A 19,297-nucleotide genomic window follows, 5' to 3' on the forward strand; every position below is an offset into this window, starting at 1 on the left:
GCCCCGCGCGTCGCGCGGGGCCGCCCGGTCTGTCTGGCGCATTCCTCTTGGCACCGCGACGATGGACCCTGCTCTACGGAGAGGGCGTTCACCGGGAAGTGAGACGCCTGACGCGGCTCGTGCTGAGCGACCCCCGGCACTTCTTCCGGTCCTACACCACAACCGCATGGGAAACCCTGATGAGCACCCGCCGGCCCGACACGCACGACTCCCGGGCGAAGCGCCCCCGCAACATACCGATCTACCGGCAGTACTTCGACCTGATCGCCACGGGCGAGAAGACGGTCGAGGTCCGCGTCGCCTACGAGTCGATGAAACGGATCAGGGTCGGAGACCTGATCAACTTCACCTGCCGCGAGTCGAGTTGCCTGACCGAGGTCACGCGGATCGGCACGTACCGAACCTTCGAGGAGATGTTCGGCACCGAGCGCGTGGAGGCCGTCAACCCCCGTGCCACCGAGGCGGAACAGCTCGAGGCGATCCACGCCATCTTCCCGCCCCACAAGGAGGCGCTGGGAGTGCTCACCTTCGAGATCGAACGGGTCGATCCCCGGTGACCTCCCCGCGCCGCCGCACCGTCCTGGTGATCTGCAAGGGCAACCACTGCCGTTCCCCGATCGCCGCGCTGGTCATCGCCGAGCGCGCGGGCGGTACGCTCCTCGTCCGCTCGGCGGGCACCAGGGACTGGCACGTCGGCAAACCCGCCCACCCGCTCATGATCCAGGCCGCCGCCGGCTTCGGCTACGACCTGACCGCGCACCGCGGCGTCCTCCTCGACCGGGAACAGATCGACTGGGCGGACGACCTGCTCGCCGTGGACGAGGAGACCGCCGACACCGTCCGGGCCCTCGTCGGCCCCGACCGCGCGGTGCGAGTCCTCGGCCCGGGCATCACGGACCCGTGGGGCGGCGGCCCGGAGGACTTCGCCAGGGCGGTCGCCGAGATCCAGAACGCGACCCGCCTCTTCCACGCTGGCTGACCGGCACAGTGGGCGCCTCCTCCCGGGCGGGCCCGCGAAGCGGCGCGGGGCCGCCCGGGAGGGCAACTCTGCTGAACTGATGCCGACTTGACCTCGCCGCGCCTACCATCGAGCCGTGCTGACGCGTTGGGGGAGCCGGGTGCGCGGGCATCCGGTGGTGGGGGCGGTCGGGGCCGCGGTGCTGTGGCAGGCGGCGATCGTGGGGGTGGCGAAGGCGCTGCCGCCGTTGGAGCCCGCGTGGTTCCCGCAGTTGGGGCCGACCGTGGTCAATCTGGTGGCCGCGGTGGCCGTCTGGGTGCCGCTGCGGGCCTGGGGGCTGTCGGCGTCCGGCGGGGTGACGGGCCTCGGCGCCGTGGCGCGCTGGCCGGCCCTGCTGCCGGTGGCGGTGCTGGCCGGGCTGGCGGCGCTGCCCGGGATCGAGGGCGGTACGGCGGCCCTGGCGGGCGGCGTGGTGCTGATGCTGAGCATCGGGCTCAACGAGGAACTGGCCAGCCGGGCCCTGGTGCTGGAGCTCGCGCGGCCGCTCGGCGCGGTGCGCGCGTCGGTGCTGGCGGCGGTGCTCTTCGGGCTCGGGCACCTCGACAACTGGCTGTTCTTCGGCGCGCCCCTGGGCAACACGCTGTGGCAGGTGCTGGAGGCCGGCGCGTTCGGCTTCTTCCTGTGCGGCGCGCGCCTGTACATCGGGAGCATCTGGCCGCTGGTCCTGCTGCACGCGCTGTCCGACTACCTGGAGATCTACTCGCCGGGGAGGACGGCCGACTGGCTGCAGGCCTCGGACGTGGTCGTCGACCTGGCGCTGGGGCTGGTGCTGCTGCTCCGGGCCCCGGCCGCTCCGCCCCCGGCGCTCGGACCACCCCCGCCGGCGTGAGGGTTCGACTCCCGCGGCGTGGCGGTCCTGCGGCTCGGGCGTTCGGGCGGGCGAATTCCCGCCCGGAAAGGTTGCGCTCAGCTCATTTCGGTGCCGTTGATGTAGTACACCTCCATGATGGCCGCCCCGTGCTTGTACTGCTCGATCACCGCTCTGGTCCGGTCCTTGTTCGTCCACGTTGTCTGAGTGCTGGCGCACAGGGCGCTCAGTCCGAGGTTGGCCCCCGTGGGGCGGAGGAGCCGGCTGATCCAGGACGCGCCCTGGAAGTACTTCTCCAGCCCGGTCGTGGACGCGCGGGCCGTGAGGTAGCGGTGCGGGGGAAGTTCGAGGCGGCGCTTGACGGCTTTGCTGTCCAGGGCGTCCGACAGGGCTTTCCGTGACGCCGCCGTCCACCTGACGGCATGGCTCTTGCAGCCGTCGCAATTCGGGTCGCGCCCGCCCTGCTCCCGCCTCCGTCCCCCGTCGGTGCCGCCCCCGGACCCGCCCCGGGCGAGCGAATCGTTCAAGACGGCGCCCCAACCACCCGGCCACACTGGCCCGATGACCCCGACCGACACCTTCACCCCCGCCGCCGGCCGCCTCGCCCTCGGGCTCTACGACCCGATCGTCTCCCTCACCCGCGAACGCCTCTGGCGCAGCCTGGCGGCCATGCACACGGCCCCCCGCCCGGGTGACGTCATCGTCGACGTCGGCTGCGGCACCGGCTCCCTGGCCGTCCTGCTCGGCCGCGCCGAGCCCCAGGCCACCGTCATCGGCGTCGACCCCGACCCCGCCGTCCTGCGCCTGGCCCGCCGCAAGGCCACCGCGGCCGGCGCCACCACCGACTTCCGCACCGGCATGGGCGACGCCGTGGACGAACTCGTCGGCTCCGAGGCGGCCGACACCGTCGTCTCCAGCCTCGTCCTGCACCAGTGCCCCGTCCCGATGAAACAGGCCGTCCTCGCCGCCATGCACCGCACGCTGCGCCCCGGCGGCAAGCTGGTGATCGCCGACTTCGGGCGCCAGCGAACGCCCGCGATGCGCCTGGCCTTCCGGATCGTCCAGTTCGTCGACGGCAAGCAGGACACCCAGCCCAACGCCGACGGCATCCTGCCCCGGCTGATCACCGAGGCGGGTTTCGAGAACGTGCGCGAGGTGGAGACCGTCGCGACGGTGACCGGCTCGCTGTCCTTCTACACCGCGCGCCGCCCCGCCTGAACTTCCGCTCCCCGCAGGGCGGGCAGCACCTGCGAAGGCGTCAGGCCCGTCAACTCCCGCATCCAGCGCGAGAAGTGGGCCTGGTCGGCGAAGCCGCCCGCGAGCGCTGCCTGGGCCGGCGAACACCCCTCGCCGAGCGCCAGCGCCGCCCGGGACAGCCGCTGCCAGCTGCGCCAGCGCGCCAGCGGAACCCCCAACTGCCGCTGCGCCAGGGCCCGCAGGCGCTGCGGCGACAGTCCGACCCGGGCGGCGAGGAGTTCCAGCGGCACCTGGTCGTCGGCCAGTGCCGCCATCGCCGCCCGCAGCCGAGGGTCCAGCCCCCCGGCGGGCCGCGCACCGTGCGGCCGTACGTCCCGTTCGGTCAGGCCCTGCCACTGCGGGGCGACGGTGACGCCCTCGCCGCACTGGCGCCGCAGCCGGTCGGCGAGGGCGCAGTGCGGGTCCACGTAGAAGACCAGCACCTCGCGGGTCGGGGCCATCCGGTGACGCACCATCGGCGCCACCACGATCGCGGGCCCGCGGTGGCGCCGCCCGGCCGCGTCGTCGACCGTCAGCCGCCGCGAGGGCCCGCTCGCGACGGCGACCTGGAAGGCGGCGTGCCGGTGGAAGGCGCTGTCCGCCAGCGGCCCCCGGTACAGCGCGTACCCGGGGCCGACGGCGAACCGCGGGGCCGGGGCGGCCTTGGCGGCCTTGGCCTCCTTGGCGGTCACCGCCACGGGCCCGCCTCCCGGCCCGGCCGGCGGGCGGCCGACCGAACGCCGGAGGTCCGGTTCCGTACCCGGGCCCCGCGGCCGCCCGGGTACGGGTCGTCGAGCGGGCTTTCCTCGCTGAACTCCTGTCCGTCCACGCTCCAACGGTAGGCGCAGCCGGACGACTTCGGGCCCGGACCGCCGTCCCCGCCGCCCCCGACCGGGCGGGCCCGGCGCGGGGCGCGTCACCCGGCGAGGTGCTCCAGGGTGAAGACGGCCGCCCGGTCGGAGAACTGGGCCAGGGCCGAGCCGGTACCGCCGTTCGCGGGCATCCAGGGCTTCGTGCCCAAGACCACCTCCGCCGCACGGCTGGCCGCCATCCTGCGCGACGTCCACGGCGGCGGCCGCTACATCGACCACGGGCTCGCCACCCACGCCCTCACCGAGACGCCCTGCCCGCTGACCCCGCGCGAACTGGACGTGCTGCGCGCCGTCCACCGGGGCCAGGCGATCAGCGCGCTGGCCGAGCAGCACCACCTGGCGCCCGGCACCGTCCGCAACTACCTCTCGGGCGCCATCACCAAGCTCGCCGTGCGCACCCGCCACGAGGCGGCGCGGCGGGCCTGGGAGGAAGGGTGGATCTGACGGCGCCGGCCGGCGGCCGGTGGCGGGTGGCGGGATCGCCGGGAGGGGAGGAGGAATTGTTCGAATCGATGTGTCGACACAGCGTCATCACCGCAGGACAGTGCCCATTGCGGTTCGATCACGGTGTGTCCGATTCGTCGAACATTGGGGGAAAGTGTGGCGGTTGATTTTTTTGGCAGCGATGTCGGCGGCCTTTCATAATTCCTGCCGACACGCGTGACGGAACGCCCGGAGAACCCGCTGGGGAGTGGTTCCCGTGAGGAGCCCGCGCGTGGGATTCCGCATTCTTCACTGGGGGGATTTCCTTGCCTGAGCCCGAGAACGAGGGCGCCGCCGCCGGACCTCCGGCACCGGCAGCACCGGCCGCCGCCGTTGCGGCCGTGTCCGAGGCCGCCGCCGCGCCGCCCGTACCGGAGCAGGCCCCGCGCCGGCTGCCGCGCGCCGTCGGCGTCGCGCTGGCCACCGCCGGGCTGGTCGCCGTCACCGCGGCCAGCGCCGCCGTGACCGTGGCCGTCGGCAAGCCCGACGCCCGCCCGGCCGCCGCGGCCGCCCCGGCGAAGGCGAGCGCGAGTGCCACCGTGAGCGCGACGCCCTCGGCCCAGCCCGTCCCGGTGCCCACCGCCGTCCCGGCCGAGCCCGCCCCGGCCAGCACCGTCAAGGGCACCGTCAGCGGCGGCAAGCACGAGGGCGACCTGCGCTACTTCCTGCTCCCCATCCCGGCCGGCGGCGAGTCCTACGGGCCCGTGGACGGGGTGGCCATGAGCGACGACGACGTCGCCGACGTCTTCGGCAAGCAGGACGGCATCATGGGCATCCTCAAGTCCTACGGCTACAAGGGCGGCGCGAACCGGATGTACCGCACCGCCGACGGCAAGGCCGAAGTCACCGTCACCCTGCTGAAGTTCGGCTCCACCGCGATGGCGGCCGACTTCGCCAAGAACTACACGATCAAGTCGCTGGACCCGTTCGACGTCGACTCCGGCGGCCGCGGCTACCTGAAGGCCCCCAAGCAGCAGGCCTACACCGGCTCGATGAGCGGCATCTCCAGCCAGGGCGACGTCCAGTACACGATCGACGTCGACGTGAAGGGGACGCCCGACAAGGCGCTGCTGAACGAGCTGATGAAGCGCCAGCGCGAGTGGCTCACCACCGGCGGCTGAGCCCGGCTCCACGCCTTCCCTCTTCCTCTCCTTCCTCCTCTGGAGCCACTTCCGTGACCACCGAACCCGCGGAGCCGGTACCCGCCGCGCCCGCCGTTCCGCCCGCCCCGCCCGCCGTTCCGCCCGCCCCGCCCGCCGCGCCGCCCGCCGCCCCGCCCGTCGCGCCCGAACCCGCCGTCCCCGCCGCGCCGTTCGCGCCCGAGGCCGGTGCCCCGCAGGCCCCGCAGGCCCCGCGCCGCCCCCGCCCCGTGCTGCTGACCGCCTGCGCCCTGGTGCTGGGCACCCTGGCCGGCGGCGGCATCGGCTACGCCGTGCAGGCCCAGCGCCCGCCCACGCCGCTGCCGCCGCTCCAGGTCGCCCTCCCCGCCTACCCCGCCGAGCGGGTCGACCCGTCCGCCCTCGCCGCCGAGCAGCCCGCGCCGCTCGCCATCGACGGCGACCTGACCAAGCTGCTGATCGGCGCCCCCGAGGGCAGCGGCCCCTGGGGGGACCGCCCGGACAAGCCGAGCTGGGTCTCGCTCGGCGAACTCGCCGAGCAGAAGGGCGGGGCGGCCGCCACGTTCAAGGACCTCGCCTCGCGCGGCTTCCGGCGCGCGGCCCAGGTGAACTGGAAGAAGGACGGCGTCTTCTACCGCGTCCAGCTGGTCCAGTTCACCGAGGACCGCGCCGACGAGGCGAAGAGCGGCTACTGGCCGCTGCCGTTCGCCGAGGGCGCCAACGGCGGCTACAAGGTGGACATCGTGCCCAGCCACTGGGCCGAGAGCACCGAGCAGTACTACTACGGCGGGGCCCACGCCAAACGCGGCTCGGTGGAGATGACGATCGAGGTTCTCGACACCAAGCCGACGAACCCCGACACCCTCAAGGACCTCGCCAAGCGGCAGTGGGAGCGGCTCGCATGAACGACGACACCGTGACCACCACCGCCGTCGCCCCGGGCGCCTCCGAGCCGGCGCCCGACGCGCCCGCCGCTGCGCCTGTCGCGCCCGCCATGCCTGTCGCGCCCGCCGAGCAGGCCGTGCCCGCCGGGCCGAGCCCCGCCTCCCGCCGGCTGCTGCGCGCGGGCGCCGCGACCGCCGCCGCCGCGCTGGTCGGCGTGGCCATCGGCGTCGGCATCATCAAGACCCAGTACGACGACCCCGCGCCGGCCACCGCCGCCGCCCCGTCCACCGCTCCCACCCCCACCACGACCGCCACGCCGTACGGCGCCAAGTCCAACGGCAGCCACTTCGGCTCGATGCGCGACCTGCTGCTGCCCGTCCCGGCCGGCTACCAGCCCGGACCGGACGACGGCGGCTACGGCAACGACAGCGAGCAGAACGGCGAGCAGCTGGCCGCCGAGATGGACGCCGACCTCCAGCAGCTCCCCAAGGACAAGCGCGACAAGATGCGCTCGTACTGGGAGAGCATGCACGTCAAGGCCTCCGGCGTGCGCACCTACCTCGCCGACGGGAACGACCTGGTGATCGGCATGAAGGTGCGCCAGTTCAACCAGCAGGAAGTGCAGCGGATCAACGAGTACACCGCGGTCTTCACCGGCGACACCGGCCTGTTCCGGGTCGGCCCGGCCGTCCCCGGCCACCCCGAGGCGCACTGCTACCTGATGCCGGCGCCGCCGTCCGCGCCGATCGACTACCTGGAGTGCTCGGCCGCCGAGGGCGACCTCCTGGTGGTCATGAGCGCCGAGGGCGTGGCGCCACTGCCCAAGGACAAGATCGTCGCCCTCTTCACCCTCCAGCTCGACCGCCTCGCCAGCCCGGGAGCGTCCGTATGACCGACCACGCCACTCCGCCGCCGCCCGCGCCGGACGCGCCGGGCGCCGCCCCGGGCCCGGACGCGGCCCCGGACGTACTCGCCGCGCCCGAGGCCGCCCCGGTGGACCCCGCCGTCCTCGCCGAGCAGGAGGCCCGCCGCACCCGGCGCCGCAAGGCCGCGGTGCGCTGGAGCTGCGCCGCCCTGGTGTTCGCCCTCGCCGGCACCGGCACCGCCCTGGCCGTCACCGCCCCCGACCGCACCGACCTGCCCGGCCTGGCCACCGCGAGCGACGGCCGCTACACCTTCGCGCCGCTGACCCTGCCGCCACTGCCCGCCGGCAAGAACGCCCCCGACGGCAAGGGCAAGACCCCGCACCACGCGGACCTGCGCCACCTGCTGCTGCCCGCCCCCAAGGAAGCCGGCGGCTCCCTGACCCCGCCCGTCTTCCCGGCACCCACCGCCGGCTCCACCCCCTCGGGGACGCCGACCGCCCCGGGGACGCCCGCCGCCTCCCCGACGGCCCCGGCCTCCGCTTCCGCCTCCGCGGCCGCCCCCGGTACCGAGCCCGGCCAGTGGACGCCCTGCGAGGCGCTCGCCGAGGACCAGCAGGACCCGGTCAAGGTGCGTGCCCTGCTGCTGGAGAACGCCTGCCGCGCGGCCACCGTCCGGGAGTGGACCGCCTCCGACGGCACCCGCACCCAGATCCGGCTGCTGCGCTTCGGCTCCGTCCGGGAGTCCTGGAGCGCCTTCGCCGACCTGCGCTCCAAGGCCCGCCCCAAGGCCGCACCCGACACCAAGGGCACCCCCCGCGACGACTGGGACACCCTCGACGGCAACAGCCTGACCGCCGTGGAATCCACCACGGCCGGCACCAAGGGCGCCCCCACCGCCCGCGTCGCCTACCTCTCGGCCGCCGACGTCCTCGCCGTCGTCACCATGACCAACCCCGCCGGCGTGCCCACCGTGCCCTTCCGGCAGGTCGTCACCCTCCAGGCCGACCTGCTCGCCTGACCCCGTTCAGTCCCGTCCAGTCCGTCCGGGCCGGCTCCCCACCGAGGGGAGCCGGCCCGGACGTCTTCCCCGGCCCTCCGGACACCCCCGGCCTGCTGGAACAAGACCGGGATGTTTTCCGCACCGGCCCGTGAACGACCCCCACGTACGGCGATGACGCGTCAGAGAGCCCCACCGCCGGACCACTCGTACGACAGCAGGAGAACCCGTGCGCACGCGCCGCCTCGCCCTCACCGCCGGGGAGCAGATCACCCTGAGCGGCGCCAAGACCGCGTACGCGGGCATCATGGCCAAGACCACCAAGGGCAACCAGGCCGTCCAGTACACCGACGTCATCATCGGCGTCCGCAACCCCGACCCGAACCCGGAGAGCGTCCCCGTCGGCACCACCCCGGTCGACAAGCCGGCCGTCACCAACTGGCACACCCTGCCGAAGGACGCCGTCCCGGTGAGCTGACGTTTCGTCACATCAATTTTCCTGTAGGCGTGATGACAGGGAAATGCCGAGGGAATGCCGACCGCCGCCGGTGCGCCGACAGTACCGACCGGCACCTTCGAGGGGTTCCCTTCCACCCCTCCAAGGAGCCCCGATGACGATCACCATCCGACCGGGCAGCACCGTGATGTTCACCGGCGACTCGATCACCGACTGCGGACGCCGCGACAGCGAGGACGGCCTCGGCACCGGCTACCCGCTGCGCGTCGCGGGCACCTGGGCCCACCGCCACCCCGACCGGCCGGTGACCTGGCTGAACAGCGCCAACGCCGGCGACAAGGCGACCGACCTGCGGGCCCGCTGGCAGACGGACGTGCTCGACGCCCGCCCGGACGTGCTGTCCGTCCTCGTCGGAGCCAACGACACCGGCTGGCACACCCTCGACCCGAACGGGCACGTCATCCCCGCCGAGCACTTCGAGGCCGACTACGACCGCCTCCTCGAACCCCTCGCCGAAGCGGGCGCGCGACTCATCCTCATCGAACCGTTCCTGCTGCCGATCCACGGCACCGTCGAAGCCGGCGACGCGGTCCTCATCGGCGAGAAGGAACGCGCGGCCTGGCGCGCCGACCTGGACCCGAAGATCCAGGCCGTACGCGGACTCGCCTGCCGCTACGGCGCCCAACTGATCGCCGCCGACGGCATGTTCGCCGAACTCTCCGCGACGACCACTCCGGAGCACTGGTCCGCCGACGGCGTCCACCCGACACCGGCCGGCCACGCCGCGCTCGCGGCGGCCTGGCTGCGCCAGGTCGCCTGACCGGGACCGGGACCGGGACCGGGACCGGGGCCTGACCGGGATCGGGCCGGGCGCGCCGCGCGGAGGCCCGCCGGGGCCGCGCCGCTCCTTCGGCCACCGGTCGGGAGGGCCCCGGTACTGCCGTGCGCTGCATGCGGCCCGGCGGCACAGCTGCCGGACCTGCCCCGGAGCGCGCTCCGGTTCCGCCGCCCGGGCCTGCCGCCGGGGGCTCACCGCGGGTCCCGCCCGGCCCTGCCGCCGGGGCCCGCCGCTACGCGGACAGCCTCGCCGCCACCGGGCGGTGGTCGCTGGGAGTGGCGGGCAGGGTCCAGGTCGCGGTGGTGGCCACGCCCCGGGTGAGGACGTGGTCGATGCGGACCAGCGGGAAGGAGGACGGCCAGCTGAAGCCGAAGCCGGTGCGGGCCGGGGTGAGGCGGTCGGTGAGCGGGGTGAGCGCGCGATCGTCGGCGGCGGTGTTGAGGTCGCCCAACAGCAGGACCCGGCGCAGCGGTTCGGCGTCCACGGCCCGGGCGAGGGCGTCGATGTCGCGGTCGCGGTGGGCGGTGGCGAAGCCGGTGACGGTCGCCCGCACCGAGGCGAGGTGGGCGACGTAGACGGCCAACGGCCCGCCGGGGGCCTGGACTTCGGCCCGCAGGGAGCGGTTCCAGCCGGGGTCGATGACCAGCCGTCGGGACTCCGTCACCGGGTAGCGGCTCCACAGTGCGACGGTGCCGGTGCGGGCGTGGTGGGGCAGCGCCGCGTCCAGCACGCTCCGGAAGGCGGGCAGGGTGGCGTCGGTGACCTCCTCCAGCGCGACCAGGTCCGGCTCGGCGGCGAGCAGCGCGCGGGCGGTGCCGGCCGGGTCGGGGTTGGCGGCGTTCACGTTGTGGGTGACCACCGTCAGCCCCGGCCCGCCGGCCCCGCCCGTCGGCGCCCCGCCGGACAGCGGCGCCGCGAACACCACGGCCCCGAACACCACCGCCCACACCACGGCCAGCACCCCGCCCGCGCAGGCCGCCGTCGGCGCCCGGCGCAGCGCCGCGCACAGCAGCGCCGCCACCGCCACCAGGCCGCTCCAAGGCAGGGCGCTCTCCCACAGCCGGCCAAGGCCGAGGCCCAGGTCGGGCACCAGCCGGTGGCCGCCGAGGGCGAGGGCGGTGAGCAGGCCGAGGGCGGCGGGCACGCGCCCGCGCCGCCACACCGGTACGGCCCGCCACGGGGGCGAGGCACGTCGCCGGCTCGGCCGAGCAGGCCTGGCCAACCCTGCCAACCAAGCCAGCCGGGCCAACCACGCCGACCGGGCCGACCAAGCCGGCCAAGCCGACCGAGTGGTTCGGGCCGGGCCGTCCGGCCGGTCGGCCTCGGCGGACGGCGTTCCGGGAAACACCGGAGCAGCCATGGCGCGCCCCCTCACCCTGCCGCGTCCGGCAGCGGAGCCGGGCAGGTCCCGCCCGGCGGGGTCAGCAGTTCGAAGTGCCAGATCTCGTTGGCGTACACCTGGCACAGCCCGTACCGGGCGCCGTGCTGGATCAGCCAGTAGTCGGCGTCGGTCGGGCCGACGTCCACCGCCTTCCCGGAGACGTGCGCGGACTTCTCCGGGGTGTTGACGAACTTCCGGGCCTGCTCCACGCTCCCGTACTTGGTCACCGCCCGGTCCAGCAGCCGCTGCTGGTAGGCCTTGTCGCGCCAGCCGGAGGTGACGGTCATCTCGATGCCCCGCTCCGTCCGGGCGTCGTCGGCCGCCCGTTGCAGGGCCTCGCGCAGGGGCGCGTCCAGGTTGCCCACGGCCGGGGCGTGGGTGTCAGTGGGGCTCAGCTTCACGCCGTCGGGTATCTCCCCGTCCGCCTCGCCACCGGCCGCGGTGGGCTGGGCGGTCGCGGCGGGCTGGGCGGCGACGGTGGCGGCCAGGGTGCGCAGTACGGCCTCGGTGCCGGGCGGGTCGGCGGCGCAGGCCCCGACGAGGGCCAGTACCGCCGCCGCCGAGGCGCCCGCGGCCAGTCGCCGCCGCTTGCCCCGCGCCGCCGTCTCCGCCGTTCCCGCCCGCGCCGCCTGGTCCGTCGACCCCGCCGTTCCCGTCGTCTCCGTCGTCTCCGTCGCGTCCATTCGTGTCTCCCTGCGTGTTCGTCCGTTGCCGGACCATTGGAGGAAACGCGGTGTTGCGAGGACGTCTGCGCAGGTCGATACGTTTTCGATAGGTCCCATCGGGTCCAATGGGACGCGAGGGTGTGAACGGCGAACGGCGAACGGCGAGGACGGGAGAACGGCACGTGCGGGTCCTGGTGGTGGAGGACGAGATCTACCTGGCGGAGGCGGTCCAGGCCGGACTGCGGCTGGAGGCGATCGCCTGCGACATCGTCACCGACGGCGACGCGGCGCTGGAGCGCCTGGCCGTCCACAGCTACGACGTCGTCGTCCTCGACCGCGACATCCCCGGCACCCACGGCGACGACGTCTGCCGCAGCATCGTCGAGAACGCCCTGGGCTGCCGGGTGCTGATGCTCACCGCCGCCGCCCGCCTGAACGAGAAGGTCGCCGGCTTCGAACTCGGCGCCGACGACTACCTCACCAAGCCCTTCGACCTCGCCGAGCTCGTCGTCCGGCTGCGCTAGCTGGCCCGCCGGCCGGCCCAGGCCGCCCCGCCCGTCCTGGAGTACGCCGGGCTGCGCCTGGACCCCTTCCGCCGCGAGGTCTACCGGGACGGCCGCTACGTGGGCCTGTCCCGCAAGCAGTTCGCCGTCCTGGAGGTCCTGATGGCGGCGCGCGGCGGCGTCATCAGCGCCGAGGACCTGCTGGAACGCGCCTGGGACGAGAACGCCGACCCCTTCACCAACGCCGTCCGCATCACCATCTCCGGGCTGCGCAAACGCCTCGGCGACCCGTGGGTGATCCAGACCGTGCCGGGGGTGGGCTACCGCCTCACCGGGCCCGGCGGGGCGGACGGCCCCCGGTGAACGAACGCGACAAGCGCCCGCGAGCCGAGCGTCCCCGTACGGAGCGCCCCCGCACCGAACGCCCCCGTACGGAGCGCCCCCGCACCGAACGCCCGCGCCGCCTGACCGCCCGGATGAGGCTGACCCTCAGCTACACCCTCTTCGCCGTCACCGCCGGCACCCTCTCCCTCGCCGTGGTCTACGTCGGCATGCGGTACATCCCCAACTACCCCCTCACCTCCTCCAACCCCCGCTACCGCTCCGACGCCCCCTCCCGCCAGGAGATCCTCCACTCCCTGCTCACCGCCGGCGGCTACGCCCTCGCCCTGCTGACCGCCGTCGGCGTGATCGGCGGCTGGCTGATCGCCGGCCGGGTGCTGCGCCCGCTGCAGGACATCACCCGCGCCGCGCACCGCGCCGCGAGCGGAGCCCTGGAACACCGCATCGCCCTCACCGGGCCGCGCGACGAGTTCACCGACCTCTCCGACGCCTTCGACGAGATGCTGGCGCGCCTCCAGCACTCCTTCGAGGCCCAGCAGCGCTTCGCCGCCAACGCCTCCCACGAACTGCGCACCCCGCTGGCGATCACCCGCACCATGCTCCAGGTCGCCGCCGCCGACCCGGCCGGCCAGGACTGGGGCCGGCTCGTCACCCGCCTCCAGGACACCAACCAGCGCGGCATCGAGATCAGCGAGGCCCTCCTCCAGCTCGCCGACCTCGGCCACGCCCCGCCCGAACTCACCCCCACCGACCTCGCCACCGCCACCGGCGAGGCCCTGGCCGCCGTCCACGACGAGGCCGAGGCCTTCGGCGTCACCCTCACCGCCGACCTGCGCCCCGCCCCGACCACCGGCAACCCCGTCCTGCTGCGCCAAGCGGCCGTCAACCTCCTGCACAACGCGCTGCGGCACAACCTGCCCACCGGCGGACACGCCACCGTCACCACCGGCCCCGACCCGCGGCAGCCCGACCGGGTGCGCCTCACCGTCACCAACACCGGCCCACAGCTGACGGCCGAGGCCGTGGCGACCTTCACCGAACCCTTCCTGCGCGGCCGCGGCCGCACCGCCTCCACCGACCCCGCCCGCCGAGGCCACGGCCTGGGCCTGGCGATCGTCGCCGCCATCACCGACGCCCACCACGGCGACCTGCGCCTCACCCCCGCCCCCACCGGCGGCCTGCGGGCGACCCTCCTCCTGCCCGGCCCCGCCGAGCGGTAGCCGCGGCCCGCCTCGCGTCGTCGGCGCGCGCACCCCACCGCGTCGCCGCCGGTCGCCAGGGCGGTGCGGGCCGTCGCCCAGTACGTCACGGTGACGGCCTTCGCCTCGCCGCCCTTCCCGCCGTCTTCCCGCCGAACACGCGGAACCGGACGAACTCCTGCCGGACGTCGAGCCGGAAGCGGGGGTGAACGCCTCGCCGCACTTCCTCAGGACGTCCTCGACGGCGCGGTCGTGCGCGCACCCGACACTGTCTCGGCCCCGACCTCGCCGAGCCGACCGGGCATGCGGCCCAACTCGCTTATCCCGCAACCGGTTCGGTGTCCGGGCCGTCCGGGCCGTCCGGAGCGGACAGGGGACAGCGGCCGCCCCCGGCCACCGCGTCACCCCGGCCGACGCCGCTGGCGCCGCCCGGGATCCAACCCGGCCGCCCTGCCCGTGGTGGCCGCAGTGGGCCGCCGCGACCGTCACGACGGCGGCGGGACGCGCCCCGAGCGGGAACCCCCTACGAGCCCGGACTTCCCGGATGTGCCGGGCGGACTCCAGTGGATCACCGTGCCGGCCCGACATCCTCTTCCCGTCGCCGTCGCCGTCGCCGTCGCCCTCGCCGTCGCTGTTGCCGTTGTCGTCGCCGTTCAGCCGAGGTGCAGCGGCAACCGGGCGCGCAGCGCCCCGAGTTCCGTCCGTTCGGCCGCCGAAGCGGGCCGCCGCCCGGTGCCCACCAGCAGGGCGTCCGGGTCCGGGAAGGAGGAGGGGAACGGGGCCCCGGCGATCCGTTCCAGCAGCCGCCGCGCCGCGGCCGGGCCCTCGGCGGGCGGGCCCGGCAGGTGCGGCAGGTGCGCGACCAGGTCCAGGTGGTGCAGCGTCCACTCCAGGACGTACGCGTCCAGGTAGTCGGCGACGGTCAGCACCTGCCCCTGGGTGGCCACCCGCAGGTGCGGATCGGCGAGCGCGGCGGCCCGGCCGGCCGCGGCGCCGACGTCGTCCAGGTGGAAACGCAGCAGCGCCGGGTCCCCGTAGGCGGCGGCCAGCCGTACGGTCAGCGCTGCCAGCGGGTCCTGCCCGTCCGGCGGCTCGCGGTGGACCTCCCAGTACGACGCCGCGTCGCGGGTCGCCTCCGCGGGGGAGGGGGTCGCCAGTGTGATCAGCACGTCCTGGGCGTCGATCACCAGGTGGCACACCAGGTCCCGCACCAGCCAGCCCGCACACCCGGACGGCGCGGCGAAGTCCTCCGCCGCGAGCCCGTCCACCGCCGCCCGCAACGCCGCCCACGACCGCCCGAAGAGCCCCACCCCCGCAAACTACCCCGCCCCACACCCGCCCGTCCGCGCCTTGAAACACGCGCGCCCCCGGGCCGCCCCCGGCCGCGGAGTGGGAAGTCGGGCCGGCCGACTTCCCACTCCGCCGCACGCGCAGCGCGTCTTGCCGGTGTCGCGGGGGCTGGTGGGTCCTGGGGCTTCTCGGGCCCGGCGGGGGGCGCGCGGGCGGCATCGCCCGCCCGGCCCCGCTCGCATCGGCTACCAGTGCCGGTCGTTCCACTCCGCCACGGGGACGCGGCCTTCCGAGGCGTCGCCGCAGCGCTCCGCCCAGGCCGGCCCGACGAACACCGGCCGGCTCAGGACGGGCCGTCATGCAGGTCCACCAGTTCTGTCCGCTGTCCACTGCGTAGGCGCTCATCACTCATCGGGTGCCCCGCCCGTTACTGATCAGTGCGCGGATGAGTACCTCTCGACATGCCGTCCGGATGACCCTCGATCTGACCTGGGCCGAATCCGTGGGTGGCCCGCGCAGAGGCGGAGCGAGAAGCCGGATGATCCTGCCTGTCTCTACTGGGCGCCGCTCGGCCGGTGGACGTCGTTGCCCCTGACACCGGTTGCGCAGCGCTTTTCCCAGGCCCCCGGGGGCCGGCTTGTCAGTGCGGAGCCCTAGCGTCCTCCGGGTGGGCCAAGCGCCGGGGCGGGCGCGGGCCGTGCCGGCCAAGCACCCGCGGTGAGCCTGTGCTCGAACCAGGGCTCGGTGGCCGGCCGCAGGGCGGAAGACGGGGACGGGAGCATGGTGGTGGAGGGAATGCGATGACGCTGATCGAGCGGGTGCGGGCGGGAGACGCGGACGGTGTGGTCCGGGAACTGGCCGGGTTGACGCCGGCTCAGCGACGTGACTGCATCGCGGAGCTGAAGGAGATCCACCAGGAGATCGGCGAGGAGTGGTGGCTCAAGCGCGACGTCCTCCTGTCGCTGATGGTCGCGGGGGCCGGCTGCCACACCGCCGCCACCTCGGCAGCCGCCTGGCTGAGCAGGAGCGGCCCCGGGTTCCGGCAGGACGACAGCTGGGATCATCCCGCCCTGCGGGCAGTGATCGAGAGCCGCCCGCCGGAGTGGCGGAGCGCGCTGGTCGCCGGACTGGCCGAGCGCCGTGCCACCTCCTGGGCGAAGGGGAAGTACCGGCTGCTGGAACACCTGGTGCTGACGACCGGCTGCGACGTGCCGACCTCGGACGGATTCGTCACGCGCTGGTGCCTCGACCGGACCTGGCCGTACACGTCCCGCCGGGACCTGATCGTCGGCATGACCGGTGCGACCCTGTGGGAACGGTTGTCGAAGGACCCGTTCGTGCCGCTCCTGACGTCGAGGCTGTTCGAGCTCGACGAGATCGGCTCCATGCTCGACGCTTCGGGGAACGAGCAGCGCCCCGAGGACTGGTGGCCGACCTGCCTGATGCGGCTGGCCGAGCAGGGCATCCTGGACCGGGCGGAAATGATCGACCGCTGCCTGGCCCGGCTGGCACGGGGCGGGCGGACCAGCGATCAGCGCGGCTTCCTGAAGCTGCTGCGGGCCTTCGCCCCGACCGCCGAGGAGAGAACGGCCCGGGCCAGGACCTACCTCGCGCTGCTCGACGCGCTTCCCACCGTCGCCGCGCACGCCCAGCAGGTGCTCGCCGACCTCGACGGGGCGGGCCTGCCGGCTCCCGGCCTGCTCGCCGAGGCCTCGGCGACGGTACTCACGCGCACCGAGAAGAAGCTCGTCCGCGCCCAGCTCGGTTGGCTGGACGAAGCTGCGCGGCGCGACCCGGCCCGTTCCGGTGAGGTGGTGCTCGCGGCGGCTCACGCCTTCGGTCACCCCGACCCCGACCTGCAGGGCCGGGCCCTGAGGGTGACGGCCAGCCACCTCCCCGCCGCCGGACCGGCGGTGCTCCCGAAGCTGCGAGCGGCCGCCGAACTGCTCGACCCGGCGCACACCGCACGGGCCGGGGAACTCTTCGGCGGCGGCGTCCCCGTGCCCGCCGAGGCGTATCGGGAGCTGCTGCCGCCGGTGCCGCCGCCCGTGCCGGTGCCGGGACCGCTGGACAGCGCGGAGGAGGTCGCCGAGGAGCTCGGCGCGGTCCTCGCCGGAGACCCGGACGTGGTGGCCTTCGAACGCGTCCTCGACGGCTTGGTCCGGCACGTCCACCGGGACCGCCCGGCGCTCGCACGGGCGCTGGAGCCGGTGCTGCGCGCCCACGCGTGGAGCGGCACGCGCTGGGCGGACTGCTCGCCGCGGGCCGTCCTGCACGTCGCCCTGGCGGCAGTCGGCCAGGCGACTCCCGAGTCGCTGCGCAGCCCCGGCTTCGGCACCGAGTTCGGTGACGTGCTGGCCGGCCGGCTGGAGGAGGCGGCCGACCGGATCCGGACCGGCGGCACGCCCTTCCTGCTCGCCACTCCGACCTCCGCCACCGGGGCGCTGGACGCGGCGACGCTGGTCGACCGTCTCGCCGTCTACGAGGCAGCCGGTGCGGAACCCGGGGCTGCCGACCTCTCGCAGGCCCTGCTGCGCGTGGTGCCCACCGAGGACCCCGAGGTGACGGCCGCCGCCGAGCGGCTCGGATCGCCGGCCGGGCAGTGCGTGGCGCGCTGGCTCCGCTCGCGCGGGCTGCCCGCGCAGCCGTCCACCCGTAGGCGGTTCACCCCGGCGCAGGACCTCGAGGGCCATTGGCGGGCGCACGAGTTCGAGGGCGTCGTGCTGACCGTCGTCGACCAGCCCGGAGAGGAGTCCACTGATCGGCGCTCCGGGGTGGACGGCACACTGGCCCCGGACTTCGTCGAACTGGTCGGTCCGCTCGTCCACTCGGGGCCGCGGACGATCCGGTACCGCCCCGGCACGCCGCCCCGGCTCTGGCTCGCGGCCCTGCCCAACCACCGTGAGGAACTGGCCGCCCGGCTGCTCGACGCGTTCGCCCACACCGAGGGCCGGGGCACCGCCGAACTGCTTCCCCACCTCGTCGAGGCCGGCGGCCCGGCGGGGCCGGCCGTCCACCTGGCCGTCGGGTACGGGCTGGGCGCCCGGCGGCCCGAGGACCGCACCGCCGCGGTGGACGCCCTGCTGGTGCTCGCGGCCCGGGGCGACCTGGACGGCCCGCTGCTCGGGCGGGAGCTGGCGGAGCTGCTGCTGATCGGTGCGGTGAAGGCCAACCGGCTCACCGACTCCGTACGGGCCGCCGCCGCGACGGGGGCGTACGGCACGGTGTGGTCGGTGCTGGCCGCGGCCCTGCCGCAACTGCTCACGGCCACGCCCGCCCGGGGTACGGGCGAGCTGCTCGCGGTGGCAGCCGACTGCGCGCGGCGCAGCGGCTCGCGCGGACCGATCGCCGAGGTGTCGGCGACGGCCGGGCGCGGCGGGTCGAGCCGGGTGGTGAAGGAGGCGCGGGCCCTGCGAGAGGTGCTGGCCGGGGCATCCACCGGAGGGTAGACGTCCGCCGGCTGTCCGGCAGGGCCGGGCGTGGTCGCCGAACCGGGAGGTGTCGGCCAGGCGCACTCCCGGCGCCGGCGGCGAATCGTTCACGGCCCGGCCCGGCCCGGCCCGGTCCGGACCGGACCGGACCGGACCGTGGCCGCCGGGTTGCTCGCATCGGCTACCAGTGCCGGTCGTTCCACTCCGCCACGGGGACGCGGCCTTCCGCGGCGTCGCCGCAGCGCTCCGCCCAGGCCGGCCCGACGAACACCGGCCGGCTCAGCACGACATCTCCGGCGCGCTGGGCGCGAAGGACGGTCCCCAATGCCTCCGAGCCGGGATCCCCGTACTGGCCGTACCTCAGGTCGTTCCCGTGGGCGGCCGTGTACTCGGCGAACTCGGCTTCGAGTTCGGACGGTACGCGGCCGACCAGCGGCAGCGCCTCCAGGGTGACCTGCGGACCGCGCAGCGCGTTGACCGCCACGCAGACCAGGCGTTCGGCGTCGTAGTAGACGGTGAGGGACGGATCGTTCGACGTGTGCGGGAGGAAGAAGTCGTCGCTCCGCACCCGGCCGTAGTGGCTCGTGCTGTACGAGGAAGGTTCCAGGAGCCCGTCAAGGGACTCCACGGCGTCGTCGTACAGCATGCCGAACCGCAGCGGGCCGACGCTCACGAGCGGATCCAGCCTCCACTGGATCCGCTCGCGGTTCTCGATGACCACTCCGGCGGCGACCATGTCCCACACTCCTGTCCGAACGGCCGTCGCTGTCCCGTCCTGCCCTGTCCTGGTCGGGATCCCGCGGCGACGCCCTGCTGTCGGTCAAGATCATCAGACAGGACCGACAATTCTGTTGCCGCGCGAGAAGTCGGACCGGCCGACTTCTCGCGCGGGCGAGGGCAAGTGCTAC

At 74.8% G+C, this 19,297-nt stretch carries 19 protein-coding genes and 1 pseudogene; 14 read left to right on the forward strand and 6 right to left on the reverse strand.

Annotated elements, in window-relative coordinates; all coding sequences use genetic code 11:
• From ACWD4P_RS34650 to ACWD4P_RS34660, 3 genes are all read left to right on the forward strand, one after another.
• On the forward strand, nt 1–557 hold a 557-nt coding region (locus ACWD4P_RS34650), incomplete at its 5' end, for an ASCH domain-containing protein (RefSeq protein WP_449782362.1).
• Nucleotides 554–979: an arsenate reductase/protein-tyrosine-phosphatase family protein gene (locus tag ACWD4P_RS34655; RefSeq protein WP_449782363.1), complete on the forward strand. Its 426-nt coding sequence runs from the start codon at nt 554–556 to the stop codon at nt 977–979. The genes ACWD4P_RS34650 and ACWD4P_RS34655, both read left to right, overlap by 4 nt.
• 115 nt (nt 980–1,094) lie before the next feature.
• Nucleotides 1,095–1,847, forward strand: coding sequence for a CPBP family intramembrane glutamic endopeptidase (locus tag ACWD4P_RS34660; protein ID WP_449782364.1), 753 nt, complete (start codon nt 1,095–1,097; stop codon nt 1,845–1,847).
• A 77-nt stretch (nt 1,848–1,924) separates the two neighbouring features.
• On the opposite strand, the gene ACWD4P_RS34665 is transcribed toward ACWD4P_RS34660, so the two are convergent.
• Nucleotides 1,925–2,353 carry a hypothetical protein gene (locus ACWD4P_RS34665; protein ID WP_449782365.1) on the reverse strand — a complete coding sequence of 143 codons (429 nt, stop codon included), beginning with the start codon at nt 2,351–2,353 and terminating at the stop codon, nt 1,925–1,927.
• A 34-nt stretch (nt 2,354–2,387) separates the two neighbouring features.
• Here ACWD4P_RS34665 and ACWD4P_RS34670 point away from each other — a divergent pair, with 34 nt between their 5' ends.
• Nucleotides 2,388–3,044, forward strand: a complete 657-nt coding sequence (locus tag ACWD4P_RS34670) for a class I SAM-dependent methyltransferase (protein WP_359826796.1) — start codon at nt 2,388–2,390, stop codon at nt 3,042–3,044.
• Here the strand turns inward: ACWD4P_RS34670 and ACWD4P_RS34675 are convergent.
• On the reverse strand, nt 3,020–3,760 hold the full coding sequence (locus tag ACWD4P_RS34675) for an AraC family transcriptional regulator (RefSeq protein ID WP_359826798.1): 741 nt from the start codon (nt 3,758–3,760) through the stop codon (nt 3,020–3,022). The genes ACWD4P_RS34670 and ACWD4P_RS34675 overlap by 25 nt on opposite strands.
• Nucleotides 3,761–4,075: 315 nt before the next feature.
• Here ACWD4P_RS34675 and ACWD4P_RS34680 point away from each other — a divergent pair, with 315 nt between their 5' ends.
• The 7 genes from ACWD4P_RS34680 (at nt 4,076) to ACWD4P_RS34710 (ending at nt 9,560) form a co-directional block, all read left to right on the forward strand.
• Nucleotides 4,076–4,378, forward strand: coding sequence for a response regulator transcription factor (locus tag ACWD4P_RS34680; protein WP_449782366.1), 303 nt, complete (start codon nt 4,076–4,078; stop codon nt 4,376–4,378).
• A gap of 305 nt (nt 4,379–4,683) precedes the next feature.
• Entirely contained in the window at nt 4,684–5,538 is an 855-nt protein-coding gene (locus ACWD4P_RS34685) for a hypothetical protein (protein ID WP_449782367.1), read from the forward strand.
• A 53-nt stretch (nt 5,539–5,591) separates the two neighbouring features.
• Nucleotides 5,592–6,440, forward strand: a complete 849-nt coding sequence (locus ACWD4P_RS34690) for a hypothetical protein (RefSeq protein ID WP_449782368.1) — start codon at nt 5,592–5,594, stop codon at nt 6,438–6,440.
• Nucleotides 6,437–7,312: a hypothetical protein gene (locus ACWD4P_RS34695; RefSeq protein ID WP_449782369.1), complete on the forward strand. Its 876-nt coding sequence runs from the start codon at nt 6,437–6,439 to the stop codon at nt 7,310–7,312. The genes ACWD4P_RS34690 and ACWD4P_RS34695 overlap by 4 nt, the downstream gene beginning before the upstream one ends.
• The gene (locus tag ACWD4P_RS34700; RefSeq protein ID WP_449782370.1) at nt 7,309–8,304 is read left to right on the forward strand and encodes a hypothetical protein; all 996 of its coding nucleotides are present in this window, start codon (nt 7,309–7,311) and stop codon (nt 8,302–8,304) included. The genes ACWD4P_RS34695 and ACWD4P_RS34700 overlap by 4 nt, the downstream gene beginning before the upstream one ends.
• 208 nt (nt 8,305–8,512) lie before the next feature.
• Nucleotides 8,513–8,761 carry a hypothetical protein gene (locus tag ACWD4P_RS34705; protein WP_449782371.1) on the forward strand — a complete coding sequence of 83 codons (249 nt, stop codon included), beginning with the start codon at nt 8,513–8,515 and terminating at the stop codon, nt 8,759–8,761.
• A 133-nt stretch (nt 8,762–8,894) separates the two neighbouring features.
• Nucleotides 8,895–9,560 carry a GDSL-type esterase/lipase family protein gene (locus ACWD4P_RS34710; protein ID WP_449782372.1) on the forward strand — a complete coding sequence of 222 codons (666 nt, stop codon included), beginning with the start codon at nt 8,895–8,897 and terminating at the stop codon, nt 9,558–9,560.
• Between the two features lie 250 nt (nt 9,561–9,810).
• On the opposite strand, the gene ACWD4P_RS34715 is transcribed toward ACWD4P_RS34710, so the two are convergent.
• Together ACWD4P_RS34715 and ACWD4P_RS34720 are read right to left on the reverse strand one after the other, a co-directional pair.
• Nucleotides 9,811–10,722, reverse strand: coding sequence for an endonuclease/exonuclease/phosphatase family protein (locus tag ACWD4P_RS34715; protein WP_449782373.1), 912 nt, complete (start codon nt 10,720–10,722; stop codon nt 9,811–9,813).
• 227 nt (nt 10,723–10,949) lie between these two features.
• Entirely contained in the window at nt 10,950–11,642 is a 693-nt protein-coding gene (locus tag ACWD4P_RS34720; RefSeq protein ID WP_449782374.1) for a M15 family metallopeptidase, read from the reverse strand.
• 164 nt (nt 11,643–11,806) lie between these two features.
• Here ACWD4P_RS34720 and ACWD4P_RS34725 point away from each other — a divergent pair.
• A pseudogene (locus ACWD4P_RS34725) lies at nt 11,807–12,490 on the forward strand (response regulator transcription factor).
• On the forward strand, nt 12,487–13,689 hold the full coding sequence (locus ACWD4P_RS34730) for a sensor histidine kinase (protein WP_449782375.1): 1,203 nt from the start codon (nt 12,487–12,489) through the stop codon (nt 13,687–13,689). The pseudogene ACWD4P_RS34725 and the gene ACWD4P_RS34730 overlap by 4 nt, the downstream one beginning before the upstream one ends.
• A 632-nt stretch (nt 13,690–14,321) precedes the next feature.
• Here the strand turns inward: ACWD4P_RS34730 and ACWD4P_RS34735 are convergent.
• Nucleotides 14,322–14,978 carry a maleylpyruvate isomerase N-terminal domain-containing protein gene (locus ACWD4P_RS34735; RefSeq protein WP_449782376.1) on the reverse strand — a complete coding sequence of 219 codons (657 nt, stop codon included), beginning with the start codon at nt 14,976–14,978 and terminating at the stop codon, nt 14,322–14,324.
• Between the two features lie 780 nt (nt 14,979–15,758).
• Between ACWD4P_RS34735 and ACWD4P_RS34740 the strand changes: the two genes are divergently transcribed.
• On the forward strand, nt 15,759–18,407 hold the full coding sequence (locus tag ACWD4P_RS34740) for a DUF7824 domain-containing protein (protein WP_449782377.1): 2,649 nt from the start codon (nt 15,759–15,761) through the stop codon (nt 18,405–18,407).
• Between the two features lie 163 nt (nt 18,408–18,570).
• Here ACWD4P_RS34740 and ACWD4P_RS34745 read toward each other — a convergent pair whose 3' ends face one another.
• A complete protein-coding gene (locus ACWD4P_RS34745) occupies nt 18,571–19,125 on the reverse strand; it encodes a hypothetical protein (protein ID WP_449782378.1) in 555 nt (184 codons plus the stop codon).
• Nucleotides 19,126–19,297 lie beyond the last annotated feature (172 nt).

Source organism: Kitasatospora sp. NPDC002543 (assembly GCF_053594915.1).

Excerpts from the sequence above, each read along its gene's own strand:
- ACWD4P_RS34740 (WP_449782377.1), top strand. The coding sequence starts at position 15,759 with ATGACGCTGATCGAGCGGGTGCGGGCGGGAGACGCGGACGGTGTGGTC.
- ACWD4P_RS34670 (WP_359826796.1), top strand. The coding sequence starts at position 2,388 with ATGACCCCGACCGACACCTTCACCCCCGCCGCCGGCCGCCTCGCCCTC.
- ACWD4P_RS34710 (WP_449782372.1), top strand. The coding sequence starts at position 8,895 with ATGACGATCACCATCCGACCGGGCAGCACCGTGATGTTCACCGGCGAC.
- ACWD4P_RS34700 (WP_449782370.1), top strand. The coding sequence starts at position 7,309 with ATGACCGACCACGCCACTCCGCCGCCGCCCGCGCCGGACGCGCCGGGC.
- ACWD4P_RS34720 (WP_449782374.1), bottom strand. The coding sequence starts at position 11,642 with ATGGACGCGACGGAGACGACGGAGACGACGGGAACGGCGGGGTCGACG.
- ACWD4P_RS34695 (WP_449782369.1), top strand. The coding sequence starts at position 6,437 with ATGAACGACGACACCGTGACCACCACCGCCGTCGCCCCGGGCGCCTCC.
- ACWD4P_RS34745 (WP_449782378.1), bottom strand. The coding sequence starts at position 19,125 with ATGGTCGCCGCCGGAGTGGTCATCGAGAACCGCGAGCGGATCCAGTGG.